At 55.2% G+C, this 23,365-nt stretch carries 20 protein-coding genes and 1 pseudogene; 11 read left to right on the plus strand and 10 right to left on the minus strand.

What is annotated here, in order from left to right:
• Positions 1-189 (plus strand): annotated as a pseudogene (locus A3709_RS24600) (hypothetical protein); the annotation flags it as partial.
• A gap of 286 nt (positions 190-475) precedes the next feature.
• Here A3709_RS24600 and gyrB read toward each other — a convergent pair.
• Together gyrB and recF are read right to left on the minus strand one after the other, a co-directional pair.
• Positions 476-2,890: a DNA topoisomerase (ATP-hydrolyzing) subunit B gene (gene gyrB / locus A3709_RS15900; protein ID WP_066056641.1), complete on the minus strand. Its 2,415-nt coding sequence runs from the start codon at positions 2,888-2,890 to the stop codon at positions 476-478.
• A 36-nt stretch (positions 2,891-2,926) separates the two neighbouring features.
• On the minus strand, positions 2,927-4,030 hold the full coding sequence (recF, locus tag A3709_RS15905; protein WP_066056645.1) for a DNA replication/repair protein RecF: 1,104 nt from the start codon (positions 4,028-4,030) through the stop codon (positions 2,927-2,929).
• A 247-nt stretch (positions 4,031-4,277) separates the two neighbouring features.
• Here recF and A3709_RS15910 point away from each other — a divergent pair, with 247 nt between their 5' ends.
• Positions 4,278-5,150, plus strand: coding sequence for an endonuclease/exonuclease/phosphatase family protein (locus tag A3709_RS15910; RefSeq protein WP_082850156.1), 873 nt, complete (start codon positions 4,278-4,280; stop codon positions 5,148-5,150).
• On the plus strand, positions 5,147-6,967 hold the full coding sequence (locus tag A3709_RS15915; RefSeq protein WP_066056651.1) for a phosphatidylserine/phosphatidylglycerophosphate/cardiolipin synthase family protein: 1,821 nt from the start codon (positions 5,147-5,149) through the stop codon (positions 6,965-6,967). The genes A3709_RS15910 and A3709_RS15915 overlap by 4 nt, the downstream gene beginning before the upstream one ends.
• 32 nt (positions 6,968-6,999) lie before the next feature.
• Here A3709_RS15915 and dnaN read toward each other — a convergent pair whose 3' ends face one another.
• Both dnaN and dnaA read right to left on the minus strand, forming a co-directional pair.
• A complete protein-coding gene (gene dnaN / locus A3709_RS15920; RefSeq protein WP_066056654.1) occupies positions 7,000-8,103 on the minus strand; it encodes a DNA polymerase III subunit beta in 1,104 nt (367 codons plus the stop codon).
• 81 nt (positions 8,104-8,184) lie between these two features.
• Positions 8,185-9,774 (minus strand): chromosomal replication initiator protein DnaA, encoded by a 1,590-nt coding sequence (gene dnaA / locus A3709_RS15925; RefSeq protein ID WP_066056657.1) that lies wholly within the window; start codon positions 9,772-9,774, stop codon positions 8,185-8,187.
• Positions 9,775-10,229: 455 nt separating this feature from the next.
• Here dnaA and rpmH point away from each other — a divergent pair, with 455 nt between their 5' ends.
• Genes rpmH through mnmE form a run of 5 tightly spaced genes read left to right on the plus strand, consistent with a single transcriptional unit; the run spans position 10,230 to position 14,147 of the window.
• Positions 10,230-10,364 (plus strand): 50S ribosomal protein L34, encoded by a 135-nt coding sequence (rpmH, locus tag A3709_RS22740; protein WP_082850157.1) that lies wholly within the window; start codon positions 10,230-10,232, stop codon positions 10,362-10,364.
• A 14-nt stretch (positions 10,365-10,378) separates the two neighbouring features.
• Positions 10,379-10,762, plus strand: coding sequence for a ribonuclease P protein component (gene rnpA / locus A3709_RS15930; RefSeq protein WP_066056659.1), 384 nt, complete (start codon positions 10,379-10,381; stop codon positions 10,760-10,762).
• The gene (yidD, locus tag A3709_RS22745; protein WP_082850158.1) at positions 10,762-11,010 is read left to right on the plus strand and encodes a membrane protein insertion efficiency factor YidD; all 249 of its coding nucleotides are present in this window, start codon (positions 10,762-10,764) and stop codon (positions 11,008-11,010) included. The genes rnpA and yidD overlap by 1 nt, the downstream gene beginning before the upstream one ends.
• A 13-nt stretch (positions 11,011-11,023) precedes the next feature.
• Positions 11,024-12,721, plus strand: a complete 1,698-nt coding sequence (gene yidC, locus A3709_RS15940; RefSeq protein ID WP_066056665.1) for a membrane protein insertase YidC — start codon at positions 11,024-11,026, stop codon at positions 12,719-12,721.
• A gap of 43 nt (positions 12,722-12,764) precedes the next feature.
• Complete coding sequence (gene mnmE / locus A3709_RS15945; protein ID WP_066056668.1) at positions 12,765-14,147, plus strand: tRNA uridine-5-carboxymethylaminomethyl(34) synthesis GTPase MnmE; 1,383 nt, start codon at positions 12,765-12,767, stop codon at positions 14,145-14,147.
• A gap of 417 nt (positions 14,148-14,564) precedes the next feature.
• Here the strand turns inward: mnmE and A3709_RS15950 are convergent, their stop codons facing one another.
• Both A3709_RS15950 and A3709_RS15955 read right to left on the minus strand, forming a co-directional pair.
• Positions 14,565-15,155, minus strand: a complete 591-nt coding sequence (locus tag A3709_RS15950) for a DUF924 family protein (protein WP_066056670.1) — start codon at positions 15,153-15,155, stop codon at positions 14,565-14,567.
• Between the two features lie 3 nt (positions 15,156-15,158).
• Positions 15,159-15,875, minus strand: a complete 717-nt coding sequence (locus A3709_RS15955) for a TetR/AcrR family transcriptional regulator (RefSeq protein WP_066056673.1) — start codon at positions 15,873-15,875, stop codon at positions 15,159-15,161.
• 119 nt (positions 15,876-15,994) lie between these two features.
• Here A3709_RS15955 and A3709_RS15960 point away from each other — a divergent pair, with 119 nt between their 5' ends.
• A complete protein-coding gene (locus tag A3709_RS15960; protein WP_066056677.1) occupies positions 15,995-16,174 on the plus strand; it encodes a hypothetical protein in 180 nt (59 codons plus the stop codon).
• A gap of 225 nt (positions 16,175-16,399) precedes the next feature.
• On the opposite strand, the gene A3709_RS15965 is transcribed toward A3709_RS15960, so the two are convergent.
• The 4 genes from A3709_RS15965 to A3709_RS15980 form a co-directional block, all read right to left on the minus strand.
• Entirely contained in the window at positions 16,400-18,199 is a 1,800-nt protein-coding gene (locus A3709_RS15965) for a M2 family metallopeptidase (protein ID WP_066056680.1), read from the minus strand.
• 215 nt (positions 18,200-18,414) lie between these two features.
• Positions 18,415-18,777: a hypothetical protein gene (locus A3709_RS15970; protein WP_066056683.1), complete on the minus strand. Its 363-nt coding sequence runs from the start codon at positions 18,775-18,777 to the stop codon at positions 18,415-18,417.
• Between the two features lie 128 nt (positions 18,778-18,905).
• Positions 18,906-19,145: a hypothetical protein gene (locus A3709_RS15975; protein WP_156507811.1), complete on the minus strand. Its 240-nt coding sequence runs from the start codon at positions 19,143-19,145 to the stop codon at positions 18,906-18,908.
• Positions 19,146-19,238: 93 nt separating this feature from the next.
• Complete coding sequence (locus A3709_RS15980) at positions 19,239-21,233, minus strand: sodium-translocating pyrophosphatase (RefSeq protein ID WP_066056686.1); 1,995 nt, start codon at positions 21,231-21,233, stop codon at positions 19,239-19,241.
• 147 nt (positions 21,234-21,380) lie between these two features.
• Between A3709_RS15980 and A3709_RS15985 the strand changes: the two genes are divergently transcribed.
• Together A3709_RS15985 and A3709_RS15990 are read left to right on the plus strand one after the other, a co-directional pair.
• Complete coding sequence (locus A3709_RS15985) at positions 21,381-22,439, plus strand: alpha/beta hydrolase (protein WP_066056689.1); 1,059 nt, start codon at positions 21,381-21,383, stop codon at positions 22,437-22,439.
• Positions 22,440-22,450: 11 nt separating this feature from the next.
• Positions 22,451-23,284 carry an alpha/beta hydrolase gene (locus tag A3709_RS15990; protein ID WP_066056692.1) on the plus strand — a complete coding sequence of 278 codons (834 nt, stop codon included), beginning with the start codon at positions 22,451-22,453 and terminating at the stop codon, positions 23,282-23,284.
• Positions 23,285-23,365 lie beyond the last annotated feature (81 nt).

The raw sequence follows: 23,365 nt of genomic DNA on the forward strand, positions 1-23,365 counted from the left end.
AGGGCTAAAGGGCATCCTGGCTACTTATCCACTTCAAAGATCGTAGCGGAGGTGGGGCTTTTTCTTGCGGAGGAGAACACACGGCCGCCTATTTCCTTCGGTGTGGTAACGCCCGCAACGGCGCTAGGACTGGAGTTTCTGCCCCGCTTGGAGCGAGCCGGCGTGAAGATGGAGATGTGCGATTACTAATACGTCAAAACCACTAGGCTGGAAGGACTATACCGTTGGCGGAGCAACAACCTCTAATCGTGACCGCTTTGTGGTTTTGCCCTAAATCCGTGAACACCTAGAATAGGGCCAGAAAGCCCCGCGGATGTGTCAAATGACAAACCCCAAGGCGTACAAACGCTATCGCACGGCGTTTACGCAAGAGGCGGTACACAGAGCAGCGGAGGAAGGCACAACCGATAAAGCGGTCATCGGCCCAAGATTCTCCCAACGACTCAAAATAGGCGAAAGCGGACAGAGCGCAACATTATACGTCCAGGTTAGCTACCGACAGGGCATTCTCTTCGATGAAATCGCGTCGGGGCTCTACCTGGTCACCCATTAGGGTGGTGAAGATCTGGTCGGCGGCAATCGCGTCCTCAATGGACACCTGCAGCATCCGGCGCACCTCTGGATCCATGGTGGTTTCCCACAGCTGCTCCGGGTTCATCTCACCCAGGCCCTTATAGCGCTGAATGCTGTAGCCGCGACGCGCCTCGTTCATCAGCCAGTCCAGGCCTTCGGCAAAGCTCTGGGTATTGAACACTTTTTCACCGCGCTGGAAGTAACCCTCTTCTTCGATCAGGTTATTCAGGGTGTTGCCCAGTTCCACCATGCTGCGATACTCGCCGGAGCCAAAGAACTCGTGGTGATACTCGGTTTCAGATTCCACGCCGTGAGCCAACAGCTTCACAACGGGGAAGAATAGGCTGCGCTCGGTGTCCTTGCGCACTACTACAGAGTAGCTACTACCCTTGGGTGCAACGGTGAGTAAACGCTCACTCAAAGTCTCTGCGAAGGCAGTGACCTTGGCTTCATCGCGCATCTCTTCCTGGGTGAGGGAATCACCGTAAACCATTTGCCACAAAACATCCGGGGCATACAGACGACTCAAACGATCAATGGTCGCAGCGACGTCACGGTATTGGTCTACCAGCGCCTGCAGGCCTTCACCGGAAATGGCCGGGGCATCGGGATTAACAAAGATCGATGCGCTCTCCAGGGCTGACTGGGTCAGGTACTGATTGAGTGCTTCGTCGTCCTTGAGATACTGGTGCTGCTTGCCACGAGCGATTTTGTACAGCGGTGGCTGGGCAATATACACGTGGCCGCGCTCAATCAATTCACGCATCTGACGGAAGAAGAAGGTCAGGAGCAGCGTACGGATGTGAGATCCGTCAACATCAGCGTCGGTCATGATGATGATACTGTGGTAACGCAGCTTGTCAGGATCAAATTCTTCCTTGCCAATACCGCAACCCAGAGCGGTCACAATCGTGCCAACTTCTGCCGAGCCCAGCATCTTGTCAAAACGGGCCTTCTCGACGTTCAGAATCTTACCTTTCAAGGGCAGAATCGCCTGGTACTTACGGTTCCGGCCCTGTTTGGCTGAACCACCCGCCGAGTCACCCTCTACCAGGTAGAGTTCCGACAGGGCAGGGTCCTTCTCCTGACAGTCAGCCAGCTTGCCCGGCAGTCCCGCAATATCCAGCGCACCCTTACGCCGGGTCATCTCGCGCGCTTTACGCGCCGCTTCACGGGCACGGGCCGCATCCAGCATCTTACCGACAACCGCTTTAGCTTCCTGGGGGTTTTCCAGCAGATACTCGGCAAAGCGGGAGTTCATCGCCTGCTCAACCGCAGTTTTAACCTCGGAAGAAACCAGTTTGTCCTTAGTCTGGCTGGAAAACTTGGGATCCGGAACTTTCACCGAGATCACAGCGGTCAGGCCTTCCCGGGCATCGTCACCGGTTGTGGATACCGTGGCTTTTTTGGCCAGGCCTTCTTTCTCGATATAAGCATTGAGGTTTCGGGTCAGCGCTGCACGGAAGCCCGCCAAATGGGTACCGCCATCACGCTGCGGAATATTGTTGGTGTAGCAGAGGATGCTTTCCTGGAACGAATCGTTCCACTGCAACGCCACCTCAACGCCAATGCCTTCATCCATATCGACCTGGAAGTAAAAGGCCTTGTTAATGGGGGTTTTGTTCTGATTCAGGTAATCGACAAAGGCGTTCAGGCCGCCTTCGTAGTTATAGGTTTCTTCATTACCACTGCGCTCGTCTTTCAGCACAATGCAAACACCGGAGTTCAGGAAAGCCAGTTCCCGCAAACGCTTGGCGAGCTGGTCAAAGTGGAACTCGATGTTGGTGAACGTCTCAGAAGAGGGGTGGAAACGAATGGCGGTACCGGATGTATCGGTGTCGCCAATCACGGCCAGAGGCTCATCGGGCACACCATGGCGGTATACCTGCTCGTAGAGCTTGCCTTCGCGACGAATTGTCAGGGTCAATTTGGAGGAGAGGGCGTTAACCACAGACACACCAACACCGTGCAGACCACCGGATACCTTATAAGTATTGTCGTCGAACTTACCCCCGGCATGCAGTACGGTCATGATAACTTCCGCCGCAGAGACGCCTTCATCGTGCATCTCGGTAGGAATACCGCGTCCATCATCGCTAACGGTCACCGATTCATCCGGGTGAATAACGATTTCAATCTTGCTGCAGTGGCCAGCAAGGGCCTCATCAATGGAGTTATCCACGATCTCAAACACCATATGGTGCAGGCCGGTACCGTCATCAGTATCACCGATGTACATTCCGGGGCGCTTGCGCACCGCATCAAGGCCTTTCAGTACCTTAATACTGGAGGAATCGTAATTTTGTTCTTCGCTCATGAATCACTCTCAAGATTGCTTCTATTTATAACGAGATCACCGCGCTTCAACGGCTGATACTCCACCATGTTCCACGTGGAACATGGTAAATTCGTCCTCGTCTGCCACGGGCCAAACCGCGGCGACATCTTCGCTGTCCACACAGGTGATAAATACCTGGGCTTTCATTCCCGCCAACTGCTCACACACGAGGCGACAATGTTGTTGATCCAGCTCTGAGGGCAGGTCGTCCACGAGGTAAGTACAACGCCCTCGTCCTTTCTCAGTTAACAACTGCCCCTGGGCAAGCTTCAGACCACAAACCACCAGCTTTTGCTGGCCCCTGGACAAGGTATCTGCAGCCAAGTGTCCACCGATCAATACTCTGATATCCGCACGCTGAGGGCCCACGTGGGTGTAGCACTGCTCACGGTCAGAGGGTTCACTGTTTTCCAGCGCCTGGATATATGACAGCTGCTTGTCCCAACCCTGTCGAAAGCGCAATTCCAGCCCTGCCAAGGAAGGGGCCAACTGCGCAATAATGGCCTGAAACCGCGGCTCAAGCAGTTCGAAATAGGCTCTGCGATAGGTCGTTATTATCTCGCCGCAGGCCGCCAGTTCACGGGTCCATACGGCGAGTTCCTCAGGCGATAGTTTACCACGGCGGAGCAGCATATTGCGCTGTTTTATACCCCGCTGAAAGCGCTGCCACTGGTCAAAGAAACGATGTTCCACGTGGAACACACCCCAGTCGAGATACTGCCGACGAGCTGAAGGTGACCCAGTTAAAAGGTCAAAGCTGTCGGCATTAATGACTTGTATGGGCAACTGCTCTGCCATAGCGGCAACAGTTCGCACCGGCCGACCACCGAGCTTAAGAGTTACATCTCCGGTCAGCTCGCGCTGTATGCCCAGAGGCAGACTGCCGGGCTGCAGTTCACCAAACACCGTCGTCTGACTCTGGCCGTGTGTAATCAGGGACTTGATGCTTCCGCGAAAGGAACGCGCCATACCCAGTAAATGTATCGCCTCCAGGATGCTGGTTTTTCCGCTGCCATTTGGCCCATAAAATACATTCACCTTGCGCAAAGTATCGATCTTCACCTGCTGAAGATTTCGCACATTATCAATGTGTATTCGCGACAGCGAAGCAATGTTCATCACAGCAATAGATTCTCCGGCAAGTGATCGAAAAAATCACCTGAAAGTTTGAATTTGTCCCTTAATATCAGTATTTTAGGTTTTATGCGTCTTGGGTTTTTTGCTTGATTTTCACCGCTTCGGCACACAAACGACCGTGCTCTAGTTTACCGTACTTTGTCACTGCCCCCGAGACCTACCATCTGGATGCTGCAAACGACTTGGCGCTCGTTTTGACGGGTTACCGATACACTGCTGTAATGATGATATGATCCGCCGCATCCACCTCTGCTGCTTAATGCTTCTGGCTTCAACAAGCGCTTACTCAGCAGAGTCCTACTGCGAGCTCGGCACCGACCCGGCTAACGTTTTCCGCGGTTCGACCCTTGATGTGGCGACACTCAACATCGCCCATGGACGCGGCACCAAATTGAACCAGCTGTTGCTCCGACAAGCCTCGATCAAGGAAAACCTGGATAGGGTCGCTGCAACCGTTAACCGAAGCCGTGCGGCCGTGGTGGCACTCCAGGAGCTGGACGTCAATTCTCGCTGGGCTGGCAACTTTGATCATGCAACTTATCTGCTCGAGTCCTCCAACGTGGCGTGCAGCACGCTGGGGCTGCACGCCCAGAATTGGCTGCACCAGTTCGGTACAGGATTGCTGACAACCATGCGCCTCTCCGAACCCGTAGCCACCGCATTTGAACCGACTCCACCGACCACAACGAAAGGACTCATTGCAGCTACCCTGCGATGGGACGATGGTCATTCGGAGCGCGCAGTACGAATCGCATCGGTCCACCTGGACTTTTCGCGCAAGAATGCCCGTCAGCGGCAAATAGAGAAAATTATCGCCGCGGTCCACGCGACGCCACTCCCGATGATTATCATGGGAGACTTCAACGAAACCTGGAACAGCAAAGATTCCGTTATCCGTCGCCTGGTCGACGAGGCAGGGCTGGTGGCCTTTAAACCTGACGCTGCCAATTTAGCGACCTACAAAACAAAACGATTGGACTGGATTCTCATCTCACCTGAGCTAGAGTTTGTGGAGTACAAGGTATCGCCCGAACTCATATCTGACCACCAGATGGTGATGGCCGCACTGCGATGGCGCCGCACTGAAGAGGACTCCAGATGACTCGCTGCCTGGCCACGGCATTATTGCTATTACTGGTTTCCGCCTGCGCCACGACCAACATTCCCGCTGATCAGTGCCCTGCGGACCGACAAGCACTGGAGAACTGCCCGCCAACCGGCGCTATCGATGACCCCAATATCAACGAGTGGTACAGGATCCGCGGCAGCCTCACCAATGAGGAGTTGGGCAAGGATCCACTCCAAATCGGTATCGATGCGAGTATCCCAGTCAAGGGCAGCCAGGTAAAACTGCTCGGCAGTCGCGAACAGGATGCCATCCGCTCGCTAGTCACCAAAGTGCACCTGATTGAAGAGGCGCTGTACAGCGTAGATGCGGTGTACTACATCTTCAAAGCTGACCTAGCCGGGTTGGCGATCATGGGCGCCATGTGCGACGCGGTCAAGCGCGGCGTCGATATCCGCCTGATGGTCGACGCGATCGGCTCAATGACTCTGAGCAAGCGCTGGCTGCGGGCGCTACACAGTTGTGAACGGGAAGCCGGCTTTATTCGCAACAAGGCGGGAGAAATGACGACCCGGCGCGCGCGCATACAGGTCTTCCTATTCAATGCGCCTTCAAAGTCACCATTTACAGTCAACCGTCGCTCCCACGACAAATTGATGGTTGTCGATGGTTTCGTACCAGAGATCGCCAAAGTCATTACTGGCGGACGCAATGTGTCGCTGTCTTACTACGGTATTAAAGAAGATGGGTCGCCCAACCCTGACACGTACAACGACGCTGAGATTTTACTACGCGCCAGGGATATGACAGAGCACCGAAAAACCGTTGGGGCGATCTCTGAAATCTACTTCAGCCTACTGTCACTCCATGAAACCAATCGGAGGATCCGCTCCCGACAGTTCATTACAGGATTAGACCTCTACACCAAACGACGCGAGCGATTTAAAGAATCACTCAATCAGCTGAAGTCACTATCGCGCATCCAACCATACTTCGCAGACATGGAAGTCTACCTATCCGAAGACTGGCGAGACGCGGACGTACAGATAGCCCACGAGTTCGCCAATCTGACCAATCGGAAAGTGATTACCGATGCCGCCAACAATCTCGCCAATAACCCGAACTCCATCATCTACCAGCTCGAACAGGTGCGTGAGCTTGATGACCGCACCCACATTCGAGTTGTCTCACCCTATCTGTTTCTCGCTAAATACTACGACAAGCAAGGCAATCTATTCCTAGACGAAGCCCAGCGGATACTTGACTGGCTTGCAGAGGCTCCAGAACACCGATACGAAATGATTACCAATTCTGTGCTCACCTCAGACAACGCGGCCGCGCAAGCCATTGTGGATATGGACATGGCACCGCGCATGCTTTTGGGAAAAGAATACAAACACGTCTGGCAGCGCGAAGTGGGCGCAGATGAAACAAGTCACGAGCTAGTGGGCAGTGACACCTGGCTGAAGCTCGTCAATCATCCCCAGCTACAGATCTATGAAACCGGCAAGCTTGATGATGTAGCGCTCGGTGGTGACAAACATTACGGAAAACTGCACGCCAAATACCTGATAGGCGACAAATACGGTTTTATCGGAACAGCCAACTTCGATCACCGGTCTCGATTATTCAACAACGAAATGGGTTTCTTGTTCGAGAGCGAAGGCCTTCGCCAGGACCTGATCGACGAGTTTGAGCGCTTGAAGAACGAATCCTACCTGTGGGGTTCACCCGAATGGCTGGAAATGCGGCGACAGGTTATAGAAGCGGGTGGTATGAAAGGCACTGCGGTGCGAAATCAGCGACGCATCTTTCGGACCCTGAGGGCCACGGGCCTTGAATATCAATTCTAGACCCGCGATGGGGCTGAATAGACTTGCGCCCACTACAGCCTCATAGGCATTACCACGTAAACTGAGTCACCTTCGTCCGATTCCTCCAGCAATGCGCTGCTATTGGCATCTGACAGTGACATTTTGATCTGCTCGCCGCTCAATACAGACAACACGTCCAGCAAATAACTGACGTTAAAGCCAATCTCCAGGGATTCACCCTGGTAATCCACGGGCACGGCCTCTTCTGCTTCTTCCTGCTCGGGGTTGTTAGCCACAATATCCAGGCTATTGTCAGTCAGTTTCAGCCTGACGCCACGATACTTTTCGTTGGACAGAATCGCTGTACGGGTAAAGGCCTGGCGCAGTTCCAGACGAGATCCGAGCACTATCTTGTTCGGGTTTCGGGGCAATACCCGCTGATAATCCGGAAATTTGCCGTCTACCAGCTTGGAGGTAAAGGTAAACTCATTGGTAGTAGCGCGAATATGATTGCTGCCAATCACGATAGCGATATCTTCATCGTCTTCCATTAACAGGCGCGCCATTTCCAACACACCCTTGCGTGGCAGAATCACCTGGGTGTCGTCATTGACCTGCACCGGCTCTGGTAGGGTGCACAGTGCCAGGCGGTGTCCATCGGTGGCCACAACACGCAGGCTCTGCTCCTTGAGCTCCCACAACATCCCGTTCAGGTAGTAGCGAACGTCCTGCTGCGCCATGGCAAAACCGGTGCGGTCGATCAGGCGCTTGAGCTGGCCCTGCTTGATCGTGAACTGGTGAGTTCCCATACTGTCTTCGACGTTCGGGAACTCCCGGGCCGGCAGGGTAGACAGAGTAAATCGGCTGCGGCCGGATTTAACAGTGACCTTGCCATCTTCAGCGGTGAAACTGATGTCACTGCCTTCCGGAAGTGATTTACAGATATCCACCAGTTTACGGGCAGGCACGGTAACTTCACCGGGTTCGCCTGCCGCCGGCAGCTGCACACGACCAACAAGCTCCACCTCCAGGTCAGTACCTGTCAGAGACAGCCGGTCACCTTCGAGCTCCAATAACACATTGGCGAGGATAGGGAGAGTTTGACGGCGTTCTACCACGCCCGCCACAAGATTCAACGGCTTGATCAATGCATCCCGTGAAATCGTGAATTTCATATGATTCGTTATTCCTTGGCCCAATCGGCGAACAATGCATCCGCGCTATTAAAAAAACAAAACTTCCCATCTCTCTCACCCTCAGGTGGTGAGAGATCTCAGCAGGTTCTTATAATCTTCGCGAATATCAGAGTTAGTTTCACGAAGTTCTTTGATTTTACGACATGCGTGAAGAACTGTCGTGTGATCTCTGCCACCAAAGCTGTCACCAATCTCAGGAAGGCTGTGATTTGTCAGCTCCTTGGCCAGCGCCATGGCGACCTGACGCGGCCGGGCAACGGAACGACTGCGGCGACGCGACATCAGATCGGCCACTTTAATCTTGTAATACTCAGCGACGGTGCGCTGAATATTATCCAGGCTCACTTGCTTGTCCTGCAGTGCGAGCAAATCCTTGAGACTGTCCTTGATAAGGTCAATATCGATGTCCCGACCTGTGAAGTGAGCACTTGCTATCACCCTTTTCAGCGCACCTTCGAGCTCCCGTACATTGGATCTGACACGCTGGGCAATGAAGAATGCGGCATCAGGCGACAGATCAACCCGCGCCTGATTGGCCTTTTTCATCAGAATCGCCACCCGCGTTTCCAGCTCCGGTGGTTCAACGGCTACCGTAAGCCCCCAACCAAAGCGCGACTTCAAACGCTCCTCAAGTCCATCGATCTCCTTGGGATAACGATCGCAGGTGAGAATCATCTGCTGGCCGCCTTCCAACAAAGCATTGAAGGTGTGGAAAAATTCTTCCTGAGAACGATCTTTCTTGGCGAAAAACTGAATGTCATCGATGAGCAAGGCATCCACCGACCGGTAATAGCGCTTGAAATCACTTATTGCATTCAACTGCAGTGCCTTGACCATATCGGCGACAAAACGCTCGGAGTGCAGATAGACAATTTTGGCATCCGGCTTTTGCTGACGCAGCGCATTGCCTACCGCGTGCATCAGGTGCGTCTTGCCGAGACCTACACCGCCATAAAGAAACAGCGGGTTGTAAGAATCGCCGGGATTTTCCGCCACCTGACGCGCCGCAGCCAATGCCAGCTGGTTTGATTTACCCTCCACAAAGTTGGTGAAAGTGTAATTTTCCACCAGACCATTTTGATGCTGCAGTGATCCGGCAATTTCGGATTGCCGTGCCGGATTCTGAGCCGGTTCGCTTACAGCCGCTTTGACGCCGTCAGGGTTACGCGAAACCGCAAAGCCAGACACCGCGGGGGCCATGTCGCTACTGGGCGGGGGCGTAAATGCTGCAGGTGTGGCTGGCGCTGGCGTCTCTTGAATCGGTTGTGGTCGACTTGCCGGCACAACTGGGTCTGCAGACATGCTCATAGACGCCCGCGCCACACGAGGCTGTTCCACTGCTACCCGTTCAGGCACTGGCCGACCCGCGCCGATCTCAAGCACCACGTCCAGCTGGTTGCTCGGCTCTAACTCACTTACCAACTCGGCGATCCGAGTTGCGAATTTATCGGATACGAAATCTTTAATAAAACGATTGGGCGCAAACAGGGTGAGACTCTGTCCGTCCGTTGAGGCCTCTAAAGGCCGAATCCAGGTATTAAACTGCTGCGAAGGCAATTCGTCTTGCAGCCGGTCGATACACTGTTGCCAAACTACTCCAGGCAAAGCTATCCCCTTAAAGCGAGGCCCAATGCCGCGCCTTTCTATCATCAGAAGTATATAAAAACGTTATTCTAGCCAAGCATCAGAGCCGCCTGGCGGTCAAAGAATAATAGCGCCACGTGCGCCACTTATCCACAACAATTTTTAGAGGATAAATTTCACACAAATGTATATATTTCAATCACTTATTAATGGTTAGATTATTTTTTAACCAAGGTGGTTGGAAATAGTTTTGATAAGTTTTTCTGTGGATAACCTGTCTATTTATTATGCAAAAAGTGTGAGCTGATGGCGCTACCCCAGTACTGGCGCGGGATTGCCAATCAATCCAGGTTTCGGCGCTCTGCAAGCTTTTTAGCGCGCTCGCGACACCCGGAAAATTACCAAGCAATAGATTGAATTAACCACGCCATTTCAATAGAATACCCCACCTTTTTTCGGCCAGACCAAAGCAAGTCGGTCCGGCCTGATCTTCTTTCATATATAGATATTGGATTGCAGTCATGAAAAGAACATTCCAGCCCAGCGTACTCAAGCGCAAGCGTACTCACGGTTTCCGCTCCCGCATGGCGACCAAAGGTGGTCGCGCGGTTTTGAACCGTCGCCGTGCCAAGGGCCGCAAGGTCCTGTCCGCTTAAGGATTTGGCCCTGAGTGGGCAGTCAAACGGCCAGCGCCAGTTTCGGCAAAGCCAAGCGCCTACTCAATGCCAGGGACTATAGCCGAGTATTTGACGGCGCTGAGGCCAGAGCCTCACACAAGCATTTACTGCTCCTGGCAAAAAGCAATAACGAACCCGGGCATCGCCTGGGTTTAGTTATAGCTAAAAAAAATGTACGTCTTGCTGTACAGCGCAATAGAATCAAGCGCATTGCCAGAGAAGTGTTCCGCCAACTCCCCGACGCTGAACAGCACCTCGATGTAGTGCTACTCGCCAGGCGAGGCCTGGATCAGTTGGATAACGCAGAGCTATCCTCTATATTGCAGCAGCAATGGCAGAAACTCATTCGCCGTACTTCCGACCGCCGAGATTCCTAATGCGCCGCCTCTTTATACAGCTCATCTCCTGTTACAAGCTGCTGCTGAGCCCGTTTCTTGGCCATCACTGTCGTTTTTACCCGACCTGTTCCAGCTATGCCCAGGAGGCAATCGCTGAATACGGGGTTCTGAAGGGCTGCTACCTGGCGCTTCGCCGACTCGGTAAATGCCACCCCTGGCACGAAGGCGGTATTGACCCGGTCCCGCCGCGAGATTCCAAACAACCCTGCTGTCACCACAGTCACTAACCCAGAGATCAACATGGATCTGCAACGCTCACTACTTATAGGCGCTATCGCCGTACTTTCTTTCATGCTTCTCACTGAGTGGGTGGCTTTCAAAGACGAGAGAGAAAGCAGCCGACTCCCAGATACCACACGCATTCTCAACAGCGATGCCTCATCTGACCAGGAAATGCCTACAGCGCCCGCACTGAGCGAGGCCGCGGGTGAAGACGATATTCCCACTGCGCCGACACTCGATCAGGCTTCGCAAGACGTCCCGGCTACGACTACTGACTCCGGTAATATCATCCAGGTTCACACCGACAGCCTGCAGGTAGCCATTGATCTCAACGGTGGCGACATCATCGAGCTGGCGCTGCCACGCCACCTAGCCAATATCGACGATCCCAACAGCGCTTTCGTCCTGCTCGAACAAAACGAGCGCCGCATTTACGTCGCCCAAAGTGGTCTGATTGGGCAGGATGGTATCGACAGCAACGGCCGCGCACTGTTTACCGCCAGTGCTGAACGCTTCGAAATGACCGACAGCGATGACAAGCTCGCTGTCGACCTGCTGTGGCAAGGCGACAATGATGTAAAAGTCACCAAACGCTTCACATTCACCCGCGGTGACTACCTCGTTAACGTGGACTACCTGATTGAAAACGGTTCCGACACGCGCTGGCAGGCTAACCTGTTCGGCCAGATCAAGCGCGACAGCACTGTCGCTCCCTCAGCCAGCGCTTCAGGTATGGGCATGCAACCGTTCCTGGGTGCAGCGCTGACCCAACCCGAAGAACGCTTTACCAAGTTCACCTTTGAGGACATGGCAGAAGAGCCCTTCAAGGCTCAGCTTCCCGCGGGTTGGATTGCCATGCTGCAGCACTATTTCCTCAGCGCCTGGGTGCCCAACCAGGAGCAGTCACATACCTACAGCACGCGTGTGACCCGTTCCGGTTTCAATATCGCCGGCTTTACCAGCCCAGCTATCACCCTGGACCCCGGCCAGAACGGTCAGGTAGGTGCGGGTTTCTGGGCCGGTCCTAAAGATCAGTACCGACTCAAGGAGATCTCTCCCTACCTTGATCTGGTGGTCGACTACGGCTGGCTGTGGTGGATTGCCCAGCCGCTGTTCTGGCTGCTGACCAAGATGTATGCACTGGTGGGCAACTGGGGCGGCGCCATTATTCTTCTGACCCTGTTGGTGAAAGCCGCCTTCTTCAAGCTGTCTGCTACCAGCTACAAGTCCATGGCACGCATGCGCAAAGTACAGCCCAAGATGCTCGAAATCCGCGAGATGTACGCCGACGACAAACAAAAGCAATCCCAGGCCATGATGGACCTGTACCGCAAGGAAAAGGTCAATCCCATGGGCGGCTGTCTGCCCATTCTGGTTCAAATGCCGGTGTTTATCGCCTTGTATTGGGTGTTAATGGAGAGCGTTGAATTGCGCCATGCGCCATTTGCCCTCTGGATTAACGACCTGTCAGTGATGGACCCATACTTTGTGCTGCCCATTCTCATGGGCGCCAGCATGTGGTTTATGCAGAAGCTGAACCCACCGCCCACGGATCCCATGCAAGCCAAGATCATGCAATGGCTGCCGATTGTTTTCACATTCTTCTTCCTGTGGTTCCCCGCAGGCCTGGTACTGTACTGGGTAGTTAACAACCTTCTGTCTATGGCACAGCAGTATGTGATTACACGCCAGATCGAAAAAGGCGACATCGCCTGATTCCTTTCGCCCCGGTCCTCGCCGGGGCGCTATACTCTGCCGAATGAACGCCAGCTCACAGCTCGACGGAGACACCATTGTTGCTATTGCCACCGCCCCCGGACGCGGAGGCGTAGGCATTATTCGGCTATCCGGCGGCAAGGCACTCGACATTGCCCAGGCGATAACGCAGCTTAAACTCACCCCTCGTCACGCCCATTTCAGTCAGTTTCGCAGCCGCGAAGGCCAAGTGCTCGATACCGGCGTTTCCCTGTATTTTCCCGGGCCGAACTCCTTTACCGGTGAGACCGTTGTGGAACTACAGGGACACGGTGGTCCGGTTATTCTCGATTTACTCGTCGGCACTTGCATAGCCCACGGGGCGAGACAGGCAAGGCCTGGGGAATTCTCTGAGCGCGCCTTCCTCAATGACAAGATGGACCTCGCCCAGGCTGAAGCCATCGCCGACCTCATCAATAGCACCACCGAACACGCAGCGCTCAATGCGACACGCTCACTGCAGGGCGAGTTCTCCGCACAGATCGACGCCATGGTGCAGAAAGTCACTGCCCTGAGAGTGTACGTGGAAGCAGCTATCGACTTTCCGGAAGAGGAGATCGATTTCATCGGCGACGGCCAGGTCCGCGAACAATTGCTTGGCATTATTGAACAATTGGACAAAGTCCGCGCTGCTGCCCGTCAGGGCACCTTGATCCAGGAAGGCATGAAGTTGGTTATTGCGGGCAAACCCAATGCCGGCAAATCCAGCCTGCTGAATGCGTTGTCAGGGCAGGACACTGCGATTGTAACGCCTATCGAGGGCACTACCCGCGACGTGCTACGCGAGCGGATTCAGGTAGATGGACTGCCGCTACACATCGTCGACACCGCAGGGCTGCGCGACAGTGGCGACGCCGTTGAGCAGGAAGGTATACGCAGGGCCTGGTCAGAAATGGAAAGCGCCGACCGGATCCTGCTGGTGGTTGACGGCGCCGACTCTGGCCACAACAACGATGACCCGGGACTCATATGGCCTGAGATCAGCGAGCACCTGACCCGCACTATCCCGGTGACGGTGATTCACAATAAGTGTGATCTCAGCAGTCGGCCGATAGGCATTAGCGAAAGCCAGGGTCGCACTGTCATCGAGCTCTCCGCCCGCACCGGCGATGGGATGTCTCTGCTGAGAGAACACCTCAAAGACTGTATGGGCTACAGCGCCGTCAACGAAGGCAGCTTCAGCGCACGCAGACGTCACCTGGCGGCCCTGGACCAAGCGGCAGACGCACTGGCCACAGGCCGCGATCAACTGGAAAACGCTGGCGCCGGAGAGTTATTGGCTGAAGACCTGCGCCTATGTCAGGACGCCCTGGGCGAAATTACCGGCAAAGTCACCTCCGACCAGTTACTCGGTGAGATTTTTTCCAGCTTCTGTATTGGCAAATAATCCAGCGTTTATCCACACATCTTCCCCTCTCTGCCCACAAGCTGTGAATGAACAGCGTTTTACCCACAAACTACGCACATATCGGCAACGCGTTCTTAAGGCGCTCGACGAGCATGAATAACGGCAGTGAATAAAACTTTGATGACTGTGGGAGGAAAGGTGAATAACAACGCGGCTTTTTCTGTTGGCGCTGTCGCGTCGTTTTTTACCCAGAACTCATCACCGGACTTTCAACGCCTGCTCACCAGTTAACACAGCGTTTATCGTTAGGCTTATCATCGCTTTAAATAATTGATTTATATGAATATAAAGGAGTTAATCACAGGTCTGGACGCCCCTAATAATTACAACAACAACAATCCTATATATATCAATACATATATATCTTTATATTCTTATCTTCAGACAGGGCACGTTTTACTCAAATTCATAACCGTGCCCGACCATCATGTATGCCTCTGCAGGCGTGCTTGCTCTTCCCAGAGCCTGGTTTCTAGCAGGTAAGTGCCCGTACAGCCTGACGATTTCCCGGCGCCGTTCTGCCAGCGCCTGAAAACTTTCAAGTAACGGTTGCTGATCGATGGGCACTCGAACGAGGTGAGTGTCGAACCAGGCGAGTCCAACATCATGCCAGTCCAAGGACTCCATATTGCTGAGACACATCACTACGGCCAACTGTTGCGCAATTGGCAGCGACTGCTCCTCTGAGTGACTTAACAGCGATCGGGCAATATGGGCGGCCGGTTCATGACCGGCATAAGCGGTGGCGCTTTTGGGGTAAATCTTGCGGGCGAACTGATCAAGCACAATGATGGTGGCCACTGTATTGGACAAGTCCCTGGCTCCACTGGGGTTCGCCAATAGTGTCTCCACCATTAGCGAGAATCGTTCGATAAACTCTGCCGAGCCACGTGAATACCACGACTTGAAACGACGGGGTGCAGGTTCAAGTGGCTGATCTATGTGCCGCGACCAGTAAGGAATAATCTCCGCTAGATACGCGGCCATTGCTCAGCTCCCGTTTTGCTCCAATTGCGCTGCCACGGCCTCCAGCCTTAAGCAGGCTTGTTCGAGGCGACTGTTGGCCGGTGGTGGGTTACTGTGTCCCTGCAGGCCCTGCCATATAGGCTCTACCATCAATTCCACATAGTGAGCGATATTGTCACGTGGCGTTTTACGCCGCAGTAGCGAACGCATCCCGTATTCCAGTCCTCCGAAAAATGTATCCCGCACCACCGGTAGTTCGATATCCGCCTTGATGTCACCCCGTTCCATACCCTCGCGAACCACGGCGTCAAAGATTTTGAGATAACGGGTATTGAGCTCGTGCAGTGGTGCGCTCTTGTCGTCCAGGTAGTAGCTTGGGTCGATGGAAAGGTACACCTGGATTAAACGCATCATCATTGCCTGCTGGTCCATTAACGCGTCCAGGTGGTTACGGGCCAGAAACAGCAGCCGCTCTCGCGTTTCCATCACATGCTCGACACCCTCTCGGGCGGCACCGATCAGTGCTGAGTAGAAACTGTCGAGAATGGCCAGCAGCAGGATGTTCTTAGTGCGGAAGTAATGGAACAGGGTGCCCTCGGAAACGCCTGCTGCAGCGGCTATCTTGCGCGTCGAGGTGCCGTGAAAGCCTTGTTCGGCGAACAACCGGGTGGCCGCGGCAAGAATATCGGCTTCGCGTTGCTCGAGCCGCTGGCGAGCGCTGTTGCGCAGAGTGTTATCCATGCTTAGATCCTCTTCTGTTCAGTTCACTGTAGCAGTGTTTGAGCAGCACTTAAGAATAACTCAGTATCGCGTCAGTTTTTGCCAGTTTGCTTTTTTGCGCGCTACAGGCGTTGTATCCCATGAGAGACATTGTCGACAGCCTGTATGCAGGTTCCCAGCATCACGAGCTCTATATCGGGGTGCTGGAAACCGTGGAGGGTTTGGTTCGCAGCTACACGGAGTGTACCTGGAAGCGCAAACTCAACCGCGATGACACCCTGGAGCGGAAGTGTTGCAGGCGGCGTACGACGCAGGGCTGATGGGCCTGGAGGTCGATGATAAATATGGCGGTGTGGNAGGCGGCCTCGATGAAGACACCGGCATGTTAAGTCTGTGGCGCACCACGCGAGCTATGCGCATTGCGTCGATTAACAATGAAATGGTGCTGAACGATATTGCACAGCACGGTTTGGGCATGCAGCGCTCGTACTAGCGCTGGGGGTCGCAGGTAAGCCACAGGATGTGGCCTACCTGAGTGAAGTGCGTTACCAGCCGCACTGGCGGTTTTTATTCTGCTCGTCCAGCCAGGTCTGCAGGGGGGCAAAGTAATTCAACATAGCGCTGGGATTCACATCGCGCTCGCCGCTGAACGCTTCCAGAGTGTCCTGCCAGGGCTGTGAGGCACCCGCCACCATCAACTCTTTCAGGGCTGCTCCCGCTTCCTTGCTGTTGTAAATCGTACAGCGGTGCAGTGGTCCTTTGTGTCCGGCAAGCTCACACATCCGCTCGTGCAGTTGGAATTGCAGGAGGTGGGCCAGGAAGTAGCGTGTGTAGGACACATTGCCCGGGATGTGGTACTTGGCGCCCGGATCAAAGTTGGATTCGTCGCGCGCTACCGGTGGCGTTACGCCCTGGTACTGCTCACGGAGCTTCCACCAGGCGGCGTTGTAGTCTTCTGGACCGACTTCACCGGCAAATACCTGCCAGCGCCACTTGTCCATGACCAGCGCAAAGGGCAGGAATGCCACTTTGTCGAGTGCCAGTTTCATCAGCCCCGCAATTTCTGTCTCCGGGTCTGCCTTTGGTGCAGCGTCCAGCAAACCGATCTGATGCAGGTAGTTGCCATTGACCGACAGTGCGATCACGTCGCCCAGCGCCTCGTGGAAGCCGGGATTGGCACTGCCCTGATGGAAATAGTTCTGCGATTTGTAGGCGCGCTGGTAGTAGTTGTGACCCAACTCGTGATGGATGACTTTAACTTCGTCTTCGGTGCGCTGGATGCACATCTTGATGCGCAGGTCGTCCTTGGAATCCACATCCCAGGCACTGGCGTGGCAGACCACCTCGCGATCGCGAGGCTTGGTGAACTGGGAGCGGGCCCAGAACGTGTCTGGCAGCGGATCGAGCCCCAGGGAGACAAAGAACATCTCTGCCATTTCGACCATGGCGATCTCGTCCATTTCCTTGTCTTCGAGGATCTGGGTGAGGTTGTAGGGTGCTTTGGCATTACTGCCCATGACCACATTTTCTATGCCAGACCAGGCCTGGGCCCACATGTTGCCCGTGAGGTGTGCGGGAATCATGCCGTTGCCAGGCATGACATCGGCACCATAGAACTCGGTTAACTTGGCTTCGACATGGCACTGCACAGATTCGTACAGCGGCTTGGCTTCATCCCAGTAGCGCTCCATGCTGGCGGAGAATTCGTCGCCCGACATGTCGTAACGGCTCCGCCAATAGTCGCCCATATCAGCAAACCCAAGGTCTCTTGCCCCCTGGTTGGACAGCTCTACCTGACGGCTATAGGGCGCGCGCATGGGTGGCGCGATCGTGCGCCAGCCCTCCCACAACTCAGCTTGCTCGCTGGCGTCCCGCGATGTACTCAGGGTCAGCTCCATGTCGCGCAGTGACAGGCAGTTGCCTTCTTCAGGGCAATATTTGCCCGTTGAATACAGGTTCTTCAGGTGGGCCCCGATCTCTACCAGCTCGGCGGTGGCGGCCTCGCTGGCGGGTGCGGGCAGGTTGACCCCTTGGCGCACCCGATTCAGGTTGCGGCGATTAACGTCACTCAAACCATCCTGGGCCAGAAGTTCATTCGCCTGGCGGGCGAGCTCGAGAAAGATCAGGCTGCGTTCCCGACCGGTTTCGATAACCAGCTGCTGGGTGTCGTAAGTGATATGCGTATTAAATATCCACTGCGCGCGGGCATCGCGCAGGGCAATTTCAGAGGCGGTGGCCCCGGCTTGTTCGAAGAATGCTTCCGCGGTCTTGTTGGGGTTAGCCAGCGTGGCTGAAGCCAGCGTGGCTGTGGCGATGGCGGGCAGCGCCAGTCGGAATAGGTTCATAGTGTTTGGCAACTCCAGGTTATGGATGAATACTCCAGTAGAACGAAATAACAGCCTGCGACCTCAGTCGTGTAATGGGGTGTAATTGAGCGGATAATAATTTTTCGCGAGAGTAGATCAGGTGCAGGAGAGCACCAGCATGCGAACACGGACGTTCACTCTTCCTGCACTCTTTTCCTCTATCGACATCCATCCACACCCCTTAACCTGAGCGGCTAGCTGGAGGCGGGGATTATTTCGACCCTGGAATCCGAAAGTGCTCTGCCGAGTGTGCAGGGCGTGTTCTCGTTTTCCTGCCAGGTCGAGATGGCCACTTTGGCTACGTGGAGCCCCTGTCGCGTCACCGCGCAGCGCGCGTAGGTGTAACGGAGCCGGCAGGCACGCAGGTAATCCAGCAAAAAGTTGATGATTTTGGGCACCACGGGTTGGTTTATAAGCGCGATGAGGAACTGGGACGCACATTGCCCCATAAATCCGCCTACGACACCGCCACGCATTGCGGGCACTATGGGATTTTCACCAGCCATGCAGACAACGTTGCGGCACTGGGTGACTGTTGAGCACTCGTCGAGGATCATCGGGCCATTTCCTCAGTGAGATCGACATCGCGCGTGATGACAAAGGAGCCGGTGGCGCGATGTTGTCCAGGCGATACCTTCCATAAAGGCGACCCGTTCCGTAACCCGATAGGCCCGGCCTGCGGCAACTAGGTCATGTCTCCCTTTGGCAACCCCATGTGATCGATACGCAAATCCAGGGTGGGCGTAATGTGCGTTCCGACCTGGTCGTGGGCGATCCCGGAAAGCCCCAGCGTCTGGTCAAGCAGCATGGTGTGCAGGGCGCCGGTATCCAGATTGCCCACCATGGAGGGGTCGTAGGGCAAACGGAGGGTGATTTCGCTTTTATCAATACTGACAACGTCGATGCCCTTTAGTTGGGAATGCACCACAAATTCGCACATCCGGCGCAACGTGGTGTACTGCTGTGCGGTAGAGAGAATTCACGGGGCCTCCTTTAGCCCCGTGATTCTGTGCCGAAATTACAGCAAGGGGGCGATGACCAGGCTGACGATAGCCATCACATTGATAAGAATATTCATCGATGGGCCAGATGTATCCTTGAAGGGGTCGCCCACAGTGTCGCCGACCACGGTCGCCGAGTGAGTCTCTGACCCTTTGCCGCCGAGGTTGCCCTTCTCGACAAACTTCTTGGCGTTGTCCCAGGCGCCACCGGCATTCGCCATCATCAGCGCCATCAGCACGCAGCCCAGAAGAGCCCCGCCGAGCATGCCGCCCAGTGCCTGGGCGCCCAGGGCAAACCCAACCAACACCGGTGTTACGACAGCGATGGCGCCAGGGCCAATCATTCTGCGCAGGGCCGCGGATGTTGCAATATCGACACAGCGCGCGGTATCCGGTTCAGCCTTGCCCTCCAGCAGCCCGGGAATCTCGCGAAACTGGCGACGGATCTCGGTAATCATATCGAAAGCGGCTTCGCCCACGGCTGTCATGGTGATCGAGGCAATCAGGAACGGTACTGCTCCGCCGATAAACATACCCACCAGAACGGTGGGGTCAGACAGTTCCAGCGAGAACCCGGGATTATTGGCTTCGACGGTTTCCACGAACGCGGCAATAATCGCCAGTGCCGCGAGCGCCGCCGCGCCAATGGCGAAGCCCTTGCCAATCGCTGCGGTGGTATTGCCGACTTCATCGAGACCATCGGTGATTTTGCGGGTTTCTTCGCCCATGCCAGCCATTTCAGCGATACCACCGGCGTTATCGGCGACAGGTCCATAAGCATCAATAGCCATGGTAATACCCACCGTGGCCAGCATGCCGACCGCCGAAATCCCTACCCCGTAGAGACCTGACAGTGAGGTCGATACCCAGATAATCGCGGCCAGAAAGAGAATCGGCAGCACAACCGACTGCATACCGACAGCCAGTCCCGTAATCATGACGGTGGCTGGCCCGGTCTCGCCGGATTTGGCAATTTTCTCGACCGGCGAAGAGCCGGTGTAGTACTCGGTGATAAGGCCAATGGCGACACCACCGACTGCGCCCGCCACCACGGACCAGAAGATGTCAGTTTCCAGCCCCAGTGCGGCAATGAGAAACCAGGCCATGGCCGCAAAAATGACTGGCGCGGCCAGGGTGCCGGTGCGCAAGGCCACTTCCGGGGCTGCTTTACTGCGCGCCCGCACAATCAGGATGCCGCACAATGAGGCGATCAGGCCAATGGTTGCCAGCGAGAGCGGTAAAAACATCATTGCCGCCATTTGTTCCGAGGAGATCGCCATGGTGGAGGCAATGGCGATACAGGCGATCATGGAACCGCAGTAAGATTCAAAAATATCCGAGCCCATACCGGCGATATCGCCGACGTTGTCACCCACGTTGTCCGCGATGACACCCGGATTGCGGGGGTCGTCCTCTGGAATCCCGGCTTCAACCTTACCGACCAGGTCGGCCCCGACATCGGCGCTTTTGGTGAAAATACCGCCGCCGACCCGTGAAAACAGTGCAACGACCGAGGCGCCCATACCAAAACCGTGAATAGCGTGGGCCGTCTCCGGATCGCCACCGAAGTACCAGTAGAGGCTGCCCAGGCCAATCAAGCCCAGTGAAGCAACACACAGGCCCATAATCGATCCCCCGTAAAAAGAGATCGAGAGCGCCGCATCCTGGCCGTGGGTGTGTGCTGCGACGGCGGTACGAACATTGGCCTTGGTCGCTGCAAACATGCCGAGGAAACCGGCGATTGCGGATGAAAGTGCGCCGACCAGGAATGAAATCGCGGTATTGGCGCCCAGAGGTGAGACAAATATCGCGACCAGCAATACCAGGCCGAACAGCCCCAGCATTTTGTATTCGCGCTGCATAAAGACCATGGCGCCCAGGTGGATCTGGTCACCGATTTTCTTAACCTGACCTTCGCCGTGATTATGGCGAACCATGATGTGATAAATGATGAAGGCGATGGCCAGACCGGCCAGACCGAGCAAGGGGGGTACCACATGATATTCAGACATAAGCTGACTCCATGTTGACTATTATTTGATCTTGCACCTGCATGCTACCTAATGTGTGACGGGGGTGACAAGATCGGACATCCGGGCTTGTATCACGGCGTTGGGGCCGCGAGAATGCAGGCATAAGTTAAAAGAATAGGTGAATACATGACCTGGTGGTGGTTTCTGGCCGTCGTGATAGCTGTGGTCTGGTTGATAGGCCGCTTGCATCTCAGCGGTGCCGATTTGCGCCAGTACGATGCCCCTGCAGGTGAGCAATTTCCCGGTACGGACTTCAGTGACGAGCGCGATCACGTGGAAGCGTCCCTCAAAGTCGGTAGCGGTGCGATCCGCGAACAGCCCAGACGCGAGCAATTGAAGCTGCTGCGGGAATACCTCGACAACATGTCGACGGGACTCGACCTGCCTGCCACATTTACCCCGGTAGACGCCCGCGGTGTGCCCGCAGAATGGGTGATTGCGCCAGAGTCAGACCCAGATCGACGATTGCTGTATATCCATGGCGGTGGATTTGTCATGGGCAGCCCCCGCAGTCACCGCAATATCACAGCCCATTTTGCCAAGCTGTGCGGAGTGTCGGTGTTGTCGGTTGATTATCGGCTAATGCCCGAGCATCCGCGGCTGGCGGGGGTAGAAGACTGTCAGCTGGCGTACCAGTGGCTCCTGGAAAATGGGCCCGAGGGCAGTTCCGCGCCCTCGCTGATACTGGTCGCAGGAGATTCCGCCGGCGGTAATTTGTCGTTAATGATTAGCGCCTGGAGTCGCGATCATGCTTTGCGCAAGCCTGATGGGGTTGTTGCACTGTCGCCGGTGACCGACCTCACGCTGGGTTCACCTAGCATGAAAGATAATATCGAAACTGACGCTATGCTCGGCCCCATGTTTGCCGGGCTCGCGAAAATACCGCGCCCGCTCCTGCTTTGGATGAGCTGGTTCCAGGGCCGGACTACGCCCGCCAATCCGGTGATATCACCGGTATTTGGTGATCTGAGCAACTTGCCGCCAACACTGGTGCATGCCAGTGAGTCGGAGATGTTGCGCGATGACGGCAGGCGTTATGTGAACCGCGCTGTATCACAGGGCTCACTGGCCAGGCTGCAAACCTGGCCTGCCGTGGTACACGTGTGGCACATGTTTTATCCCGATCTGACTGAGGCCAGGGAGGCCTGGGAAGAAATCCGCAAATTTATAGCCGAACTGGGCTAGGGGGTTTACCCATGCAACAGCGTGACGGCCGCTTCCAGGGCGCCGCAGGCCATACCATTTACTACCAGTACTGGACACCAGAGGAACCGCCCCGCGCGGTGGTTCTGCTGGTGCACGGTTCCGGTGAACACAGTAATCGCTACGTCCATGTGGCCGAGTTTCTGACTGCAAGGGGCTTTGCGGTAGCGGCAATTGACCACATTGGGCATGGCAAATCCGATGGCCAGTATGGTCATATGGAGAAATTTCAGCACTATCTGGACACCTTGGAAATTTTCCATCGCCAGGTCAGCTGGGATTTCGACAAAGTCCCCATGTTCCTGTTTGGCCATAGTATGGGCGGCTTGATTTCCGCGCTCTATCTGTTGGACTTTCAGGATGAATTTGCCGGTGCGGCTCTGTCAGGGCCGGCGATCAAGCCCGATCTTGAGCCGAGTAAGGGGCAGTTGTTATCCATTAAGCTGCTCTCGAAAACCACACCTTCCCTGGGTGTGTTGCAGCTGGATGCCGCAGGTGTCAGCCGCGATCCGGCCGTGGTCAAGGCGTACAACGAGGACCCCCTGGTTTTCCACGGCAAAATGTCTGCCCGCTATGTGGCTGAGTTGTTCGGGGCCATGACCCGGATTCAGGCTGAGGCCAATAAAATCACGCTGCCGTTGTTAATGATGCACGGTGAGGCTGACACGCTAACCTCACCCGAGGGAACCCGGATGCTCAATGGCCGGATTCGCTCTGAGGACAAGACGGTGAAGCTCTATCCCGAGCTGTATCACGAGATTCTGAACGAGCCTGAGCAGGGCGAGGTTCTCGAAGACCTCGTCAGCTGGCTGCAAGCCCGGTTATAGCAGGCGGGATGGGTGGTTTCGCAGCAATATTCACCCTGCTCGCTTTTTGAACAATGCCGGTCCTCTGCGTATAATCTCGCC

Origin of the sequence: Halioglobus sp. HI00S01 (genome assembly GCF_001635445.1) — a bacterium.
Classification (GTDB): domain Bacteria; phylum Pseudomonadota; class Gammaproteobacteria; order Pseudomonadales; family Halieaceae; genus Halioglobus; species Halioglobus japonicus.

Bases quoted from the DNA above. Each gene is read 5' to 3' on its own strand.
- A3709_RS15950 (WP_066056670.1), bottom strand. From the start codon at position 15,155: ATGGCCGCGTATCTAGCGGAGATTATTCCTTACTGGTCGCGGCACATA.
- dnaN (WP_066056654.1), bottom strand. From the start codon at position 8,103: ATGAAATTCACGATTTCACGGGATGCATTGATCAAGCCGTTGAATCTT.
- A3709_RS15960 (WP_066056677.1), top strand. From the start codon at position 15,995: ATGAGAGACATTGTCGACAGCCTGTATGCAGGTTCCCAGCATCACGAG.
- dnaA (WP_066056657.1), bottom strand. From the start codon at position 9,774: ATGATAGAAAGGCGCGGCATTGGGCCTCGCTTTAAGGGGATAGCTTTG.
- A3709_RS15980 (WP_066056686.1), bottom strand. From the start codon at position 21,233: ATGTCTGAATATCATGTGGTACCCCCCTTGCTCGGTCTGGCCGGTCTG.
- recF (WP_066056645.1), bottom strand. From the start codon at position 4,030: ATGAACATTGCTTCGCTGTCGCGAATACACATTGATAATGTGCGAAAT.
- rpmH (WP_082850157.1), top strand. From the start codon at position 10,230: ATGAAAAGAACATTCCAGCCCAGCGTACTCAAGCGCAAGCGTACTCAC.
- A3709_RS15915 (WP_066056651.1), top strand. From the start codon at position 5,147: ATGACTCGCTGCCTGGCCACGGCATTATTGCTATTACTGGTTTCCGCC.
- A3709_RS15955 (WP_066056673.1), bottom strand. From the start codon at position 15,875: ATGGATAACACTCTGCGCAACAGCGCTCGCCAGCGGCTCGAGCAACGC.
- A3709_RS15970 (WP_066056683.1), bottom strand. From the start codon at position 18,777: ATGATCCTCGACGAGTGCTCAACAGTCACCCAGTGCCGCAACGTTGTC.
- A3709_RS15965 (WP_066056680.1), bottom strand. From the start codon at position 18,199: ATGAACCTATTCCGACTGGCGCTGCCCGCCATCGCCACAGCCACGCTG.
- mnmE (WP_066056668.1), top strand. From the start codon at position 12,765: ATGAACGCCAGCTCACAGCTCGACGGAGACACCATTGTTGCTATTGCC.
- A3709_RS15985 (WP_066056689.1), top strand. From the start codon at position 21,381: ATGACCTGGTGGTGGTTTCTGGCCGTCGTGATAGCTGTGGTCTGGTTG.
- gyrB (WP_066056641.1), bottom strand. From the start codon at position 2,890: ATGAGCGAAGAACAAAATTACGATTCCTCCAGTATTAAGGTACTGAAA.
- yidD (WP_082850158.1), top strand. From the start codon at position 10,762: ATGCGCCGCCTCTTTATACAGCTCATCTCCTGTTACAAGCTGCTGCTG.
- A3709_RS15910 (WP_082850156.1), top strand. From the start codon at position 4,278: ATGATCCGCCGCATCCACCTCTGCTGCTTAATGCTTCTGGCTTCAACA.
- A3709_RS15990 (WP_066056692.1), top strand. From the start codon at position 22,451: ATGCAACAGCGTGACGGCCGCTTCCAGGGCGCCGCAGGCCATACCATT.
- yidC (WP_066056665.1), top strand. From the start codon at position 11,024: ATGGATCTGCAACGCTCACTACTTATAGGCGCTATCGCCGTACTTTCT.